Below are 14,548 nucleotides of genomic sequence, written 5' to 3'. Positions count from 1 at the left end.
TCCCGATCTATCTCATTCCGTTTCTCGAGGAGCGTTTCCAGGTGCGCCTACCGCGGGAAGCCTCCAAGGCGGAGGATCACGTGGTGATCTTCGGCTTCGGGGCGGCGGTGGAGAGCCTGATCGAGGAGCTGGGCCGGGCCGGAGTGGAGACGCTGGTGGTGGAGGAGGACGAGGCGCAGGCCCGGCAGCTGGCGGAGTCGGGATACCGGCTGATCCATCGCCGCCTGGAGGACGGCGCTTTGGAAGCTTCCAATCTGCTGCGGGCGCGGGCGTTGATCGCCAACGATACGGACGCCGGCAACGCCGCCATCACCGTCGCCGCCCGCCAGTTGGGCTTCGAGGGCGAGATCCTGGTGATGGTGGAGGAGCCCCTGCACCGGCGGCCTCTCAATCTGGCAGGAGCCACGGCGGTGTATACGCCGCGACACATCTTAGGGGCGGCGTTGGCAGCCCGGGCCAGCCGCCGGATCAGCCCGCGACTCTCGGGCTTCGAGCACATTTCGCCGATCCTGCAGGTGCAGGAAGTGCGGCTCCAGGCCCATAGTGAGCTGGTGGGCAAGACCCTGGCGGAGGCGAGTCTGGGAGCCGAGACCGGGGCTACGGTCATCGGCCAGTGGGTGGAGGGGGAGCTGCAGGCGCCGGCGACCCAGGACATGGTGCTGGTGCCGCGAGGGATCCTGGTGGTGGTGGGGTCGGAGGAGAGCATCGAGCAGCTGGTGGACCTGGCCTCCGGCACAGTGACGCTGAACCGCGAGGGCACCTTCTTGGTGGGAGGCTACGGTGAGGTAGGGCGCAAAGTGGCGCAGCTGCTGCGGGACGCCGGGGAGGAAGTGCTGGTGATCGACCGCAAGGAAGGCGAGGGCGTCGACGTGGTGGGGGACGTTCTCGATAGCGACGTGCTGGAAGCCGCTGGTGTGGCCGACGCCAAGGCGGCAATCCTGGCTCTGGACTCGGACTCCATCACCCTCTTCGCCACGGTCATTCTCAAGGAGATGGCTCCAGAGCTGCCGATCATCGCCCGGGTCAACCACGGAGCCTACGTCAGCCGCATTCACGCCGCCGGCGCCGAGTTCGTCCTCTCCATCAGCCAAGTTTCCGGGCAGGTGCTGGCGCGGCGCCTGCTGGGGGAGGAGGCGGTGCAGGTCAATCCCCAGCTCAAGGTGGTGAAGATCTCCGCCGAGGGGTTGGACGGTCGCCATCCCTCGGATCTCAGCCTGCGCCAGCGCACCGGCTGCTCGGTGGTGGCGGTAGAGCGCCGCGGCGAGGTGGTGATGCGGGTGGATCCGGACTTCCGCTTCGAGGCGGAGGACACGATCTATCTCTGCGGCAGCACCGAGGCGGTACGCAGCTTCCGGGATCACTTCGGGGGATCGAAAAAGAGAGGCTCTTAGGAGCCCTGGCGCAGCTCCTCCAGCTTGCGCTCCCGGCCCTCTTCGATGCGCTGGCGCTCCGCCCGATAATCCCGTTCCAGCTCTTCCAGCTCCGTGGAGCTCTGCGCCTTGCCCCGGCTCTGCCGGTGCATGATCTCCAGCTCCGCCAGCCGGGCTTCGGCCTTGCTGCGGACTTCCGCCATGGCGTTGCGGGTCTCCTCACTGAGGGAGTCCTGGCGCGGGCGTTCGATGCCCCGGCCCTCCATTTTCTCGAGGGCGAGCTCGTAGGCGGATTTCATACTGCTGTTCTCTGGGTCGTTGGGGGTGGTATCACTCATGGCAATGGATCTCCTATTTCGTCTCCCGAGCCTAGCAGCCCGTGGTAAAAGTCGAGCCGCGCTGCGAGCGGTCCTTTTCCGCCGAATCTTCGTTCGAAAACCTCGCCGATACCCGCATCGCCTGCGGTTTTCCGGCCTTGATTCGGCGAAAAATTGCTCGCTCTCGCTGGCGTCTGACTTTTGCCACGGGCTGCTAGTGGCAGCGCTCACCATCTGCCAACCTGGCACGATGGAAGCTCCAGGACTAGCTCCAAGTTATGCCTTTCCAGGCCCGGTGTCGAGTCGAACGGGCCGTTCCCGGGTCCTTGGGTCGCGCCCTCGAAAGGGCGCTTCGACCGGTATGTTTTTTGCTATTTTCACTTCGCCAGGCGCGTCTCGCCAGGCCCGTTTCGTCAGACTCGTTTCGATAGGGGGATGAAGCGACCATGATCGAAGCCCACAACCTATCCCGGCGCTACGGCGATTTCACCGCCGTGGATCGCGTCTCCTTCGCTGTGGAGGAGGGCGAGATTTTGGGCATTCTCGGCCCCAACGGCGCCGGCAAGACCACCACCATCCGTATGATCACCGGTTTTCTGCCGCCCACCGAGGGCAGCGTGCGGGTTGCCGGACGGGATCTCTTCGACGGCGCCGAGCCCCGAGGGGATATCGGCTATCTGCCGGAGAATGTGGCCCTCTACCCGGAGATGCGGGTACGGGAGTATCTCGCCTACCGGGCGCGGCTCCAGGGGCTCACCGGCGGGAGCGCCCGGCGCGCCATCGGCGAGGTGCTGGAGCGCTGTTTGTTGGAAGACGTGGCGCGGCAGATCATCGGCACCTTGAGCAAGGGCTACCGCCAGCGGGTGGGGTTGGCCACCGCCATCCTCCACCAGCCCCGGGTGCTGGTGTTGGACGAGCCGACGGTGGGGCTCGATCCGCGGCAGATCATCGCCATCCGCGAGCTCATCCGGGAGTTGGGACGGCGGCACACCCTGCTGCTCTCTACCCACATCCTGCCGGAGGTGGAGCTGCTCTGTGATCGTTTGCTGATCCTCGACGGCGGCCGGGTGGTGGATCAGGGCACGCCGGCGCGGCTGCGCCGCCGTTGGATGGGCGCCCGGGAGTTGCGGGTCACCCTGGATGGCGCGCCGCCGGAGGCCGGCGAGGCGCTGGCAGCGCTGGAGGGAGTGGCGGCGGCGGAGCCGCTGGACGAGGAGAGAGCTTCCGGTGAGCCCCGGCAGAAGCCCACCGGACGCTGGCGGATCCACTGTCGGCCGGAGGACGGTGCCACCGATGGAGGGGCGGATCCGCGGCGCCAGATCTTCGAGCTGGCGGTGGCTCGGGGTTGGGTGCTGCTGGAGCTCAGCGAGCAGCGGGCGTCGCTGGAAGATGTCTTCGTGCGCCTCACGACCCATGACACGGCCATCCGCGACGAGACTACCCGCGCAGAGGCTACCGCGGGGCCTGAAGAGGACAGCGCCGCCGAAGAGGAGGATCCGTCATGAGCGCCTGGATGGCCATCGTGCTCCGGGAGCTGAGGGCATATTTCGTCTCGCCCCTGGCCTATGTGGTGATGACCTTCTTCCTGCTGATCAACGGCGTGGTCTTCACTCTGATCATCGATTTCCTCAACCGCCCGGAAGGCACCGCCGTGGGCTCGCCCCTGGCTCTCTTCTTCGGTCAGACGCTCTTTTTCTGGCTGATCCTGCTGGTGGTCTGTCCGGTTCTCACCATGGGTCTGCTCAGCGGTGAGCGGCGCTCCGGGACCATCGAGGTACTGATGACCGCGCCGGTGACCGAAACCCAGGTGGTGGTGGGCAAGTTCTTGGCGGCATGGCTCTTCTACGCCGCCCTCTGGCTGCCGACGGTGCTCTACGCCGGCATCCTGGCCCACTACCACGAGGTGGATTGGGGGCCGGTGGCCTCGGGTTACGTGGGAATCCTCGGCGTCGGGGCCCTCTTCCTCTCCGTCGGGACTCTGGCTTCGGCCCTCAGCCGCAGCCAGATCGTCGCCGCTCTCTTCGGCTTCACCGGCATCTTCTTGCTCTGGGCGGTGACCTTCCTCGACTTCCTGGTGGTGGATCCGGACCTCAAGGCGGTGGTGGGCTACCTCAATCTTTGGGAACACATGGTGGAGTGGGGCAGCGGCATCGTCGACACCCGGCGGTTGGTGTACTACGGATCCGCCACCGTCTTCTGTCTTATCTTGAGCAGCCGCGCCCTGGCGGTCAACAAGTGCAAATAGGTGCCAATCGGTGCCAATAGGTAGGAGAAGGTGAGGCCATGACCCGCTCATTCCACTCCAGGCGGCGCTGGATCGAGGGCTCGACCCTGGGGGTGGCCATCGTCCTCGGGGCCGTCCTCTTGGGGATGATCAACTACCTGGGGGCGCGCCACTACGCCCGCGGAGACTGGACCGGCAGCGGGCTCTACACGCTGTCGGAGAAGAGCCGCAACGTGCTCGAAGAGCTCAGCCAGCCGGTGGACTTCGTCATTTTCCTGGCCCCGGAGGATCCGGTCTACGAACCGGTGCGGGAGCTTCTGCAGCGTTACGCGGCGGCGTCTCCGGAGGTCTCGGTGCGGGAGGTGGATCCCCTGCGCAACCTCGCGGAGGCGCAGCGCCTGGTGGACGAGTACCAGATCGAGCGTCAGGACGTGGTGGTGGTCTCCTCCGGGGAGGATCGCCGGGTGCTCGATTCCGCCGAGCTGGCGCAATGGGATTACTCCGGCATGCAGCAGGGGCTGCCGCCGAAGCTGCAGAGCTTCCGCGGCGAGCAGGCCTTCACCCGCGCCGTCCTGGAATTGACGGAGGCGCGCAAGCCACGGCTGGTCTACACTATCGGCCACGGCGAGCGCAGTCTCGACGATGCCTCGCTGGACGGCCTCAGCGATTTGCGGCGGCTGCTGGGGAGCGACAATTTCGAGCTGGTGCCCTGGGCTTCTCTCACCGAGCCGGAGGTGCCGGAGGGCGCCGACCTGGTGCTGGTGGCGGGACCGCGGGTGGCCTTTCTGCCGTCAGAGCTGGAGAGTCTGGATCGCTATCTCGCCGGCGGTGGCCGGGTTCTGGTGTTGGTGGATCCCAACCTCAGCGGCACCGCGGTGGCCGAGGACCAGGGCGCCACCGGGGACACGGCGGCGTCTTCCTCCGGAGCCCAAAATCCCGGCCTGGGGATGGCCTCCTGGCTGGCGAGCTACGGCGTCGAGCTGGGCAACGACCTGGTCATCGATCCCGAACGAACGGTGCTCTTCTCCGGTCTCGAGACCTTCAGCGCCGATTCCTACGGCGAGCATCCGGTAACCAGCGCCCTACGCCCCACCCGGCTGCCGGTGCTCTTCTCCCTGGCCCGCTCTGTCACCCCCGGGGGCAGCAGCGCCGGCGGGGCGACACGAGACATGCAGGGCAACGTCACTTCCCTGGTGCGCACCTCCCTGGAGGGCTATGGCGAGACCGATCTGACGGCGTTGCCGGATTGGCAGCGGGACGAGGACGACACGGCGGGGCCGGTGTCGCTGGCGGTGGCGGTGGAGGGGACGGCTGGAGAACCCCGAAACACCAATGCTGAGGCCGATGCTGAAGAGGCCGACGCAGAGGAGCTGGGGCCGGAGGCGCAAGAGGCTCGCTCTTGGCGGCTGGTGGTGGTGGGCAATTCCACCTTCGCCAGCAACCGCCTGCTGGGGAGTCTGGCCAACGCCACCCTGGCTTCGAATCTCTTCAACTGGCTGGTGGAACGGCAGGCACTGCTGGGCATCCCGGCCAAGGAGCCGGAGCACGTGCGCCTCAGCCTCACCGGCAGCCAGGTGCGCAATCTGCACCTCTTGGTTCTCCTCTTGCTCCCGGGGCTGGCGGTGGCGGCGGGACTCTGGGTGCGCTGGCGACGGAGGAGGTGAGCGTGCAGCCCAAAACCCTCTTCTGGCTGTCCTTCGTGGTCGCTGCCCTCGGCGCCTTCATCTATTTCTACGAACGCGATCTACCCTCCGCCGACGCCGAAGCGGTCCATGGACTCGTCGACCTGCTGACCGATCTGCGCAAGCGGCGCACGCTGGAGGACTTCGACCCGGCAGAGCTGGGGCTCGCCGAGCCGCGGGCGCGATTGACGGTGGAGACCGCTGACGGGGCGGCGGTGGAGAATTTGCGCCGCAGTCTCGAGGCAGTCCTCGAGCCGGTTGCTGTATCCTTGGCGCCATGAAGGATCTATCTCGTCCCGGTGGCGCTTCGACTCGACTCTTTCCCTCGACACTCCTCATCGTATTGCTGGCGGTGATTTCCTGCACGCCGGTATCTCCCGCCGGGGGCGAGGCACCGGCTTTTCGCCTGGAAGCGGTGGACGGCAGCCAGGTCGGGCTGGCGGATTATCAGGGCCAGCTGGTGCTGCTGGACTTCTGGGCTACCTGGTGCGCGCCCTGCCACGCCCAGGCGGAGATCCTCCTGGACATCTACCCCGACTACAAGGATCGCGGTTTCGAGATCCTCTCCATCGACGTCGAGGAGCCGCCGGATCAGGTGCGCTCCTTCGTGGAGTCCAAGGGCTATCCCTATCCGGTGCTCCTGGACGAGACCGGCGAGGTGAGCCTGGGATTCGACGTCCTGGCCTTGCCCACCCTGGTACTGGTGGACGGTAGCGGCGAGATGGTCTACCACCACCCCGGCATCACGTCCGAGAACACCCTGCGGGACCTCATCGAGGAGCATCTGCCGGAGGCCTCGCCGGAGGACTCGGCGAAGGCTTCGGCGGAGGAGACCTGAGGCTCTACTGGGCCGTCATGCCCGCGAAGGCGGGCATCCCGCTGCTGGATACAAAAAGGGCGTTCCTCCACGCGGGGGGAACGCCCTTCTTGCGCGTGCGCCCGATCCAGGATCGGGCCCGCGGTCATGCGCTGTCGTTACTGGAGAACGACCACCACCACGCGGCGGTTGTTGGCGCGACCTTCCTTGGTCTTGTTGTCGCCCACCGGAGCGCTCTCGCCGTAGGAGATCACGGACATGCGGTGCAGCGGGAAGCCCTGCTCCATGTTCAGGTAGCGGCGCACCGTCTCGGCCCGCTCGAGGCCCAGCTCGTAGTTGTGATCGTCACCACCGGTGGCGTCGGTGTGGCCCTGGATCTCCAGGTAGACATTCTGGTTCTCGCCCTTGACCTTCTCGGCGAAGGCGTCGAGGGCAGCGCGGCTGGAGTCGTCGAGCTCCGCCTTGTCGCTGGCAAAGCGCACCTGGTCCTCGGTGAAGGAGGCCTCGTAGAGGAATTTGCCCTCGGCAAGCTTGCCGGCGGCGATGGCGCGATCCAGGGCTTCCTGGGCGGTCTTGGAAGCCTCTTCGATGTTGCCTTCCTGCTCGTCGAGGCGGGTCTGGTTGGATTCGACCTGACCCTCGACCTGCTCGATGCGCTGGCTGGTCTGCTGCTCGCTGGCGCTGACCTGCTCGCCGACATACTTCTTGGTGGCACAGCCGGTGGTCGCCAGAACGGCCACCAGCACCAACGCGGTCCATTTGCTATCGAATTTCATTTTATCCTCCTCATGGGGGTTATTTCGCGATTCAGGAAAGCGGGGGCTTCCTGGCGAAAGCATTCATGAAAGCGGATCATAGCAGAGCCTTGGCCCGGCGCAGTCCGCGGATTTCCTTTAGGGGTAAGCATTTAGCACTTGTTGATGGTCTTCGGCGTGCGGTTCTCGGGGTGGGCTCAGGGCTGCGAGCCCGCTGGAGTAGGCACTCCGCCGGTATAGCCGCGCCGCGCGGTGACCTGGCGATTGCGTCCGTCGACCTCGACTCGGATCTGTCGATAGCTGTCTCCAGCGCCGGCGGGAAATCCCAGAACGTATTGGTAGCGCAAGTCTTGCAGAATCGATTCGCAGATCTCCCGGACGTCGTCCACGGGGCTCAGAGAAGCGTAGCGGCCACCGGTCTGGAAAGCCAGGAGCCGCAGCACGTGGAGGAAGCTCTGGCGCTCCAAGTGCTCGGTGGTGGCCCCGGGAGCGGTACCCGCCCGCAAGCCCAGCACGTACACCGGTAGCTCCGCCTGGCGCACCAGGGAGCGGGCTTCCTCGCCGGTGAGGGTGCTGGCGTTGTCGGCGCCGTCGGTGACCAGGATGGCCACCCGCTTGGCGTTCTCGCTGCGGGTACCGAGGTCCGGCAGCCAGGCGACGGCGTCGTGGAGCGCGGTGGTGCCCCGGGGCTGCCATTTCCACATCGAGCGGCGCAGCTTGAAGAAATCGGAGGTGGCGGGGATCTCGACCTGGATGCGCTCGTTGCCGAAGGTGGCGATGGTGTAGTCGTCGTAGGGCCGGGAGCGGTCGAGAAAGCAGTTGAGCAGCTGGCGGCTGATCTCCAATTTGTCGCCGTTGGCGACGCTGCCGGAGAGATCCTGCATGTAGATGACGCTGATGGGAGCTTCGGTGCCGGTCTCGAAGCTCGCGATGGGCACGGGACGATCGTCGACGAAGAGGCGAAAGTCCTCCTGCTCCAAGCCTTGCACGTAGCCCTTGCGGCTCTTGACCAGCGCCGGTACCAGCACCCAGCGCACGTCCACCTGGGTGCCGAAGGACTGGGTTCCGGAGGACTGGGTGTCGAAGGACTGGTCACTGGATTGGGCGCCGGATTGGGCCGAGGCGTCCTCCGCGGGGGCGTTGCGGTCTTGGGCCAAGACCGGCGGAGCAATGGCCGTGGCCGTCAGCAACGCGGCGGCGGCGCACCAGGCCGAGAGAAGGCTCGGTAGGGATCGACCGCCGGCCGCTCCCGGCGAGTTTGCCTCGGCCATCGGGGGATGAAACACTCGGATTTTGGACGCTCGGTGAGCAGGAAAGGAGCCCGCGATGTCCGAAGCGCCGGATGCAGAGCTCGAGGCGATTCCGCCAGAAGACTCCATCAACATCCGTAATCTTTCGATCAAATGTGGCCAGTGCAACACGTATCAAACTCTCTGCGCTTATCAGCGCCGTGATGATTGGAATGTCTACACCTACGAGTGCGAGAACGATATCTGCGACCCGGAGGTGACCCGCACCCTGTTGGAGGTGCCGGCCCATCTCGATGTCTTCGCCCGCCGCGATCCCACGTGGCGCGGTGGAAAGAAGCATAGCCGCCACTCCGAGGAGTGACGAGCAGTGCCACAACGACGAGCCGTGGCGGGGTTTCTATGCTAGCCTTGAGAGCCCGCCACCGGTGGATCCGGTGCTCGGACATCCCCGCCACGAACCGAATCTGTAGGAGCTTACCTGCAGGGAGCATGCCAGCGGCGGTCCACTGGCTGCCCCTACGGAGGAGAAGATGAAGAATATCGTTCATGTCGTCGGCACCGGAACCATCGGAGAGCCGCTCATCGGTCTGTTCACCGACTTCGGTCACAAGATGGGCATTGACGAGGTGACCTTCCACAAGAGGACGCCCCTGGCCTCTGATCGCGCCAAGATCAACCACTTGATGCAGCGCGGTGCTCGGCTGGCGGTGGATGAGGATCGCAAGGAAGCCTTCGAGAAGCTCGGCCACGAGGTGAGCTTCGAGGCCCAGGAAGCGCTGGAGCGGGCGACGGTGGTCATCGACTGCACCCCTGCGGGCAACCGGAACAAAGAAGAGATCTACCAGAATCTCAACGGCCCCAAAGGATTCCTGGCCCAGGGGAGTGAGTTCGGTTTTGGCAAGCCCTACGCCCGCGGAGTCAACGACGAGGCGCTGGTGCCGGAGCAGGACCGCTTCATCCAGGTGGTGTCCTGCAACACCCACAACATCACGACACTGATCCGCACCCTCTGCCTCGAGGACAACGGCGAGTACAGCCTGGAGACCGGCAGCTTCGTCTGCATGCGCCGGGCCAACGACATCACCCAGGTGGGCAGCTTCGTGCCGGCGCCGCAGGTGGGCAAGCACGACGACCCGGACTTCGGCACCCACCATGCTCGGGATGCTCATTCGCTGTTCAGCACCCTGGGAGAGGATCTGGATCTTTTCTCCAGCGCGGTCAAGCTCAACACCCAGTACATGCACTCCATCTGGTTCAACCTCATGGTCAATCGGGACACCTCGGTGGACGAGGTGATCCAGCGGCTCAAGTCCAACCACCGGGTGGCGGTGACGGACAAGCAGCAGGCGAACCTGATCTTCAGCTTCGGCCGCGACCATGGCTATTACGGCCGCATCCTGTCCCAGACCGTGGCGGTGCTGCCGTCCTTGATGGTGCGGCGCAAGCGGCAGATCTACGGCTTCTGCTTCACGCCCCAGGACGGCAATTCGCTGCTCTCCTCCATCGCCGCGGCACTCTGGCTCATCGAGCCGGATCAGGACAGCGTCCGCGAGCGTCTCAACGCGGTGCGGCATTGGCTGTACCGAGAGATTTGAGCGAGGCCGGCCAGGGCGGCGAGGGAGAACCGGTGGTGGAGGAGTCGAGCTCCGCCGCCGCTGCCGGCCCGTCCCCGTCTGCAGAGACCTCATCTGAGGGGACCCCGTCTGGCCCGTCCGCGTCCACCGAGCGCCGCTCCGCCGGCGACCGGTTGGCCGATCTCGACGAGCTGGAGCTCACCATCGACCAGTTGGTGGACGGCGGCCTGGGGCTGGGGCGCTACGAGGGCATTCCCGTTTTCGTGGCCCGCTCGGCCCCGGGGGATCGTCTGCGGGTGCGGCTGGTGGAGCGCAAGTCGGGCTACGGCCGGGCGGAGATCGTCGAGATCCTGGAGCCCGGCGCCGGCCGCCGAGAGGCTCCCTGCCCCTACTTTGCCGACTGCGGCGGTTGCGATCTACAGCACCTGGAGGACGCCCTCCAGACTCGTCTCAAGGCGCAGGCTCTGCTCGAAACGCTCCGCCGGGTCGGGCGGCTGGAGGAGGTGCCCAAGATCCGCGTGCGGGCGGCCCAGCCCTGGGGCTACCGTCTGCGCACCCAGCTCCACACCGAGGTGGTGGACGGGGAGGTTCAGGTGGGGTACCACGCCCGCGGCAGCAACCGCCTGGTGCCGGTGAGTCAATGTCCCATCTTGGTGCCGGAGCTCGAAGGTCAGCTCCTCACCCTCGCCTCGCGACTGCCGGAGAAGCCGCCCCGGCGCCTGGATCTGGCCGCCGGTGGGGACGGTGCTCTGGCGGTGGCGCCGGTGATCGAGGGGATGCCCCACGGCACGCTGGAAATGCAGGTGGGAGAGCTGACCTACAACTACGACGCCCGTTGCTTCTTCCAGGTCCACCGCGGATTGGTGGAGGCCCTGGTGGAGGAGACCTTGGGGCCGGCGGAGGAGGACCCCGGCGGGGATCTGGCCTACGATCTCTACAGCGGCGTCGGTCTCTTCAGCCTGCCTCTGGCGCAGCGCTACCGGAGGGTGGTGGCGGTGGAATCGGACCGTGTCGCCGCCCGTCACGCGCGCAACAATGCCCGGCACAACAAGCTACCCCAGGTGGAGGTGGTGTCCCAGGTGGTGGAGCGCTGGGCTCGCGAGCTCGGGGCGCAGAAGGCGACGGGGGCTGAGGAGACGGGAGCCGAGGCGACGGGGGCTGAGGAGACGGGGCAGCGGCCGGGTCGCGTGATCATGGATCCGCCCCGCAGCGGTCTCAGCCTGGAAGTGCGTCAGGCCCTGCTGCGCCTGCGCCCGCGGCACCTGACCTACGTTTCCTGCCACCCGGCGGCCCTGGCCCGGGATCTGCGAGCACTCACCAGGCACTATCGCCTGAGCTCCCTGACGGTTCTCGACCTCTTCCCCCAGACCGGCCATATCGAGGCCGTCGCTCAGCTTCATCTGCGGTAAGTCCGGGGCCCCGGCGGCTCCAACCTAGGAGCCTGTCCGGGACCTGCCCGGAAAGAAATCTTCGCTCCGCGGTTCGTTTTTGCGGCCTCGTGGTGTCCAATGAGTATGGACCCTCGAAGCATCCGCCCTCGGCCTTCAATGACCCGGAGGCCTTCAACGACCTGGAGCACCGATGGCCGCAACTCTCAGAGCTCAGATCCCGCCACCTCCGGTGCCAGCGCGCGCCGAAGATCTCGAAGGGCTCGTCCCTTGAGCGCTCAACCCGTCCCCGTGGCCGACGAGGATCGCCTGTTGGCGGCCTATCGCGCCGGTGATCGCGCCGCCGCCGAAGACCTGGTGAAGGCGAGCTACCGCACCATCTACGCCGCTCTCTTCCGGCTGTGCTCGGGAGATCAGGAGCTGGCGGCGGATCTCACCCAGGAGGCCTATCGGCGAGCCTGGGCGGCGCTGCCCCGCTTCCGGGGTGGCTCGCGCTTTTCCACCTGGATCTACCGCATCGCCTACAACACCTTCCTCAACCACGTCCGCCGTCCTCGCCGCTTGGTGGAGCTGCCGGACGAGGTGCCGGTGGTGGATCCGGCGCCGGGGCCGGAGGAGTCGGTGGGGCTGGATCTGGAAGGTGAGCGGCTGCGCAAGGCGGTCCTCGAGCTACCGGAGGATCTGCGCTTCACCGTCAGCGCCCGCTACTGGGGTGAGTGTCCGGTGCGCGAGATCGCCGAGCACGAGGGCATCACCCCCACCGCCGTCCGCAAACGATTGAAGAAAGCCCTCGGTCTGCTGGCCGGGATCCTGGAGGAGGCGTCATGACCCGTTGGAATCAGCGGCAGATCGCTCACAAGCTGGCCGAGCCGCCGGCCGCGGAGCCCCCCGCGGATCTCCTGGAGCGGCTGCTGGAAGACATCCCCGACTCGCCGCCAGTGGCCGAGCCGACCGAAGCGAAGCCGGAGGGGGACGAGTCGAAGCCCGACGGGACGCCACTGCCGCAGCGTCCTTCCCGCCCCTCACGCCGCGGCTGGTCGCCGCGCTGGCTGGCCGCCGCCGCGGTCCTGTTGATGATGGTGGGCGGCGGCCTGCTCACCGTCCACCTCCAGCGCCAGGGCCTTTCGCCGGATACCAGCGTCTTCGACGGAGCCGCGGCTCCCGCCGCCGAGGCGCGGTCCGACCAGCAGACCGCGGCAGAGAGCCCTGCAGAAGCGGAAGAGGCTTCCTTCGCGGACCGCGAGAGCCTCCAAGCCGAGGACGAGCTCAAGAAGATTCCCATGCCAGCGTCGGAGGACGACGCGGCGCCGGATGCCGGGACTTCGGCCGCTGCGGAGTCGGAGCTCGACTTGTCCGATGCCGACCTGCCCGATGCCGACTTGCTCATCGACCAGCCGGCACCCCAGGACGCGCCGGAACCATCGGAGGCAGAACCGACCGCCGAATCTCCGGAGGATTTGCGGACCGAGAAAGCCCGGCGGATGCGAGAAAGGATCCGTGAGCTGCGGGCTCAGGCTAGTGCTCGATCCAAGGAATCCGTCGCCGCAAGACCGCAGAGCGGGGAGGCTCCGTCGCCGCCGCCCGCGCCGCCCGCGCCGCCCCCAGCGCCGCGCGCCAAGGTTCGGCCTCCGGCGGAGTCGAGCTCGATTCCCAAGCCCAGGCTCGAAGAGCCGCAGCGCCAGCTCGGCACGTTCAACGGCTCGTCGGCCCAGCCGCGAGGCACCGCTGGAGGTACCACCGGGGGCACCGCCGAGCCCAACGACGAGCCCTACGGCGACGTCTTCTTCGAGTCCGCCGGGACCTCGCCGTTCATCGACACCGAGGACGACGCCCTTTCCACCTTCGGGCTGGACGTCGACACCGCCTCCTACACCGTGGTGCGGCGCTATCTGAGAGACGGTCATCTGCCGCCGCGGGACGCGGTGCGGGTGGAGGAGCTGATCAACTACTTCGACTACGGCGAGGCGCCGCCCCGGCGCGAGGATTTCGCCCTGTTGGCGGAGGGAGCGCCGGCGATCTTCGCCCAGGGAGCGCGATACCGGCTGGTGCGCTTTCACTTGCAGGCTCGGGAGGTCCGGGCGGCGGCGCGCAAGCCGGCGGTGTTGGTCCTGGTGGTGGACGTTTCCGGCTCCATGGATCAGGAGAACCGCCTGGGCCTGGTGCGCCGCTCGCTGGACAAGCTTCTGGGACAGCTGGAGGAGAAGGATCGCATCGGTTTGGTGATCTTCGGGGACGAGGCCCGGGCGGTGCTCGAGCCCACCGCGGATCGCCGGCGGGTTCGGGACGCCATCGAGAGCTTGGTCCCCCAGGGGTCCACTAACGCCGAGGCCGGGCTGATGCTGGGCTACGAGATGCTCCGCCGCCATCACCGGGACGGTGCCATCCACCGGGTGGTGCTGTGCTCCGACGGCGTCGCCAACGTCGGCGAGACGGCGGCGGAGCGGATCCTGGAGCGAGTGGGGGAGGAAGCCCGCAAGGGCCTCGAGCTCACCACTCTGGGCTTTGGCATGGGCAACTACAACGACGTGCTGATGGAGAAGCTGGCGGATCGGGGCAACGGCCGCTACGCCTACATCGACAGCCTGGAGGAAGCCCATCGGGTGTTGGTGGAAGAGCTCACGGGAACTCTCCAGACCGTCGCATCCGACGCCCGGGTGCAGGTGGAATTCAACCCCCAGGCGGTGGAGCGCTACCGCCTGCTGGGCTACGAGAACCGTGATCTGGCGGACCATCGCTTCCGCGACAACCGCGCCGACGCCGGCGAGATCGGCGCCGGCCATGGCGTCACCGCGCTCTACGAGATCAAGCTGACGCCCCGGCTGGTGGCGGACGACGCCCCGCGGCGGGCGCACCTGGCGACTCTGCGGCTGCGCTATCGCTCCGCCGAGACCGGAAGCTTCGAGGAGTTGGCGCAACCGGTGGGGCTCGAAGACCTGGCCCCGACCTGGGAGCAGGCCTCCCCGTCACTGCGCCTGGCCGTGCTGGTGGCGGAGTTCGCCGAGATCCTACGCGGTAGCTGGTGGGCCAAGGAGGGCAGCCTGGACGAGGTCTTCCGCCGCGCCCAGCAGGTCTCCGCCGAGCTTCCCGGCAACGCCCAGGCTGCCGAATTCGCCGCCCTCGCCGGCCGAGCGGCAGGGATCCGGGCGCGGGCGGCGCAGGGGGAGGAGTGAG

14 protein-coding genes are annotated in these 14,548 nt (G+C 67.1%); 11 read left to right on the top strand and 3 right to left on the bottom strand.

The features are described from left to right. Window positions 1-1,391: NAD-binding protein (locus SX243_12675; protein MDY7093818.1), on the top strand; the 1,391-nt coding region annotated here is incomplete at its 5' end. Here the strand turns inward: SX243_12675 and SX243_12670 are convergent. Then, complete coding sequence (locus SX243_12670; GenBank protein ID MDY7093817.1) at window positions 1,388-1,708, bottom strand: hypothetical protein; 321 nt, start codon at window positions 1,706-1,708, stop codon at window positions 1,388-1,390. The genes SX243_12675 and SX243_12670 overlap by 4 nt on opposite strands. A gap of 425 nt (window positions 1,709-2,133) precedes the next feature. Here SX243_12670 and SX243_12665 point away from each other — a divergent pair, with 425 nt between their 5' ends. Genes SX243_12665 through SX243_12645 form a run of 5 tightly spaced genes read left to right on the top strand, consistent with a single transcriptional unit; the run spans window position 2,134 to window position 6,431 of the window. Then, window positions 2,134-3,192, top strand: coding sequence for an ABC transporter ATP-binding protein (locus tag SX243_12665; GenBank protein ID MDY7093816.1), 1,059 nt, complete (start codon window positions 2,134-2,136; stop codon window positions 3,190-3,192). Continuing rightward, window positions 3,189-3,932 (top strand): ABC transporter permease, encoded by a 744-nt coding sequence (locus SX243_12660; GenBank protein ID MDY7093815.1) that lies wholly within the window; start codon window positions 3,189-3,191, stop codon window positions 3,930-3,932. The genes SX243_12665 and SX243_12660 overlap by 4 nt, the downstream gene beginning before the upstream one ends. A gap of 38 nt (window positions 3,933-3,970) precedes the next feature. After that, window positions 3,971-5,575 carry a GldG family protein gene (locus SX243_12655; GenBank protein MDY7093814.1) on the top strand — a complete coding sequence of 535 codons (1,605 nt, stop codon included), beginning with the start codon at window positions 3,971-3,973 and terminating at the stop codon, window positions 5,573-5,575. A gap of 2 nt (window positions 5,576-5,577) precedes the next feature. Further along, a complete protein-coding gene (locus tag SX243_12650) occupies window positions 5,578-5,874 on the top strand; it encodes a hypothetical protein (GenBank protein ID MDY7093813.1) in 297 nt (98 codons plus the stop codon). Continuing rightward, window positions 5,871-6,431, top strand: coding sequence for a TlpA disulfide reductase family protein (locus tag SX243_12645; GenBank protein ID MDY7093812.1), 561 nt, complete (start codon window positions 5,871-5,873; stop codon window positions 6,429-6,431). The genes SX243_12650 and SX243_12645 overlap by 4 nt, the downstream gene beginning before the upstream one ends. 137 nt (window positions 6,432-6,568) lie before the next feature. Here SX243_12645 and SX243_12640 read toward each other — a convergent pair whose 3' ends face one another. Both SX243_12640 and SX243_12635 read right to left on the bottom strand, forming a co-directional pair. Next, entirely contained in the window at window positions 6,569-7,186 is a 618-nt protein-coding gene (locus SX243_12640; GenBank protein ID MDY7093811.1) for an OmpA family protein, read from the bottom strand. A 176-nt stretch (window positions 7,187-7,362) separates the two neighbouring features. Further along, window positions 7,363-8,436 (bottom strand): VWA domain-containing protein, encoded by a 1,074-nt coding sequence (locus SX243_12635; protein ID MDY7093810.1) that lies wholly within the window; start codon window positions 8,434-8,436, stop codon window positions 7,363-7,365. A gap of 55 nt (window positions 8,437-8,491) precedes the next feature. Between SX243_12635 and SX243_12630 the strand changes: the two genes are divergently transcribed. The 5 genes from SX243_12630 to SX243_12610 all read left to right on the top strand — a co-directional run bounded on the left by SX243_12630 (window position 8,492) and on the right by SX243_12610 (window position 14,547). Beyond that, window positions 8,492-8,776: a hypothetical protein gene (locus tag SX243_12630; protein ID MDY7093809.1), complete on the top strand. Its 285-nt coding sequence runs from the start codon at window positions 8,492-8,494 to the stop codon at window positions 8,774-8,776. Between the two features lie 169 nt (window positions 8,777-8,945). Next, window positions 8,946-10,010: a hypothetical protein gene (locus SX243_12625; GenBank protein ID MDY7093808.1), complete on the top strand. Its 1,065-nt coding sequence runs from the start codon at window positions 8,946-8,948 to the stop codon at window positions 10,008-10,010. Further along, a complete protein-coding gene (locus SX243_12620) occupies window positions 10,007-11,398 on the top strand; it encodes a TRAM domain-containing protein (protein ID MDY7093807.1) in 1,392 nt (463 codons plus the stop codon). Before SX243_12625 ends, SX243_12620 begins: the two co-directional genes overlap by 4 nt. Before the next feature lie 249 nt (window positions 11,399-11,647). Further along, complete coding sequence (locus tag SX243_12615) at window positions 11,648-12,205, top strand: sigma-70 family RNA polymerase sigma factor (GenBank protein MDY7093806.1); 558 nt, start codon at window positions 11,648-11,650, stop codon at window positions 12,203-12,205. Next, complete coding sequence (locus SX243_12610) at window positions 12,202-14,547, top strand: von Willebrand factor type A domain-containing protein (GenBank protein ID MDY7093805.1); 2,346 nt, start codon at window positions 12,202-12,204, stop codon at window positions 14,545-14,547. Before SX243_12615 ends, SX243_12610 begins: the two co-directional genes overlap by 4 nt. Window position 14,548: the final 1 nt, after the last annotated feature.

The organism is Acidobacteriota bacterium (genome assembly GCA_034211275.1).
In the GTDB taxonomy this organism is placed as follows: domain Bacteria; phylum Acidobacteriota; class Thermoanaerobaculia; order Multivoradales; family JAHZIX01; genus JAGQSE01.
The sequence above is the reverse complement of the archived record's forward strand: the minus strand, read 5'-3'. Positions and strand labels throughout refer to the sequence as shown.

What these genes read in the sequence shown, in the direction of transcription:
- SX243_12625 (MDY7093808.1), top strand. Translation starts at nt 8,946, where the DNA reads ATGAAGAATATCGTTCATGTCGTCGGCACCGGAACCATCGGAGAGCCG.
- SX243_12640 (MDY7093811.1), bottom strand. Translation starts at nt 7,186, where the DNA reads ATGAAATTCGATAGCAAATGGACCGCGTTGGTGCTGGTGGCCGTTCTG.
- SX243_12630 (MDY7093809.1), top strand. Translation starts at nt 8,492, where the DNA reads ATGTCCGAAGCGCCGGATGCAGAGCTCGAGGCGATTCCGCCAGAAGAC.
- SX243_12655 (MDY7093814.1), top strand. Translation starts at nt 3,971, where the DNA reads ATGACCCGCTCATTCCACTCCAGGCGGCGCTGGATCGAGGGCTCGACC.
- SX243_12635 (MDY7093810.1), bottom strand. Translation starts at nt 8,436, where the DNA reads ATGGCCGAGGCAAACTCGCCGGGAGCGGCCGGCGGTCGATCCCTACCG.
- SX243_12670 (MDY7093817.1), bottom strand. Translation starts at nt 1,708, where the DNA reads ATGAGTGATACCACCCCCAACGACCCAGAGAACAGCAGTATGAAATCC.
- SX243_12660 (MDY7093815.1), top strand. Translation starts at nt 3,189, where the DNA reads ATGAGCGCCTGGATGGCCATCGTGCTCCGGGAGCTGAGGGCATATTTC.
- SX243_12610 (MDY7093805.1), top strand. Translation starts at nt 12,202, where the DNA reads ATGACCCGTTGGAATCAGCGGCAGATCGCTCACAAGCTGGCCGAGCCG.
- SX243_12645 (MDY7093812.1), top strand. Translation starts at nt 5,871, where the DNA reads ATGAAGGATCTATCTCGTCCCGGTGGCGCTTCGACTCGACTCTTTCCC.
- SX243_12665 (MDY7093816.1), top strand. Translation starts at nt 2,134, where the DNA reads ATGATCGAAGCCCACAACCTATCCCGGCGCTACGGCGATTTCACCGCC.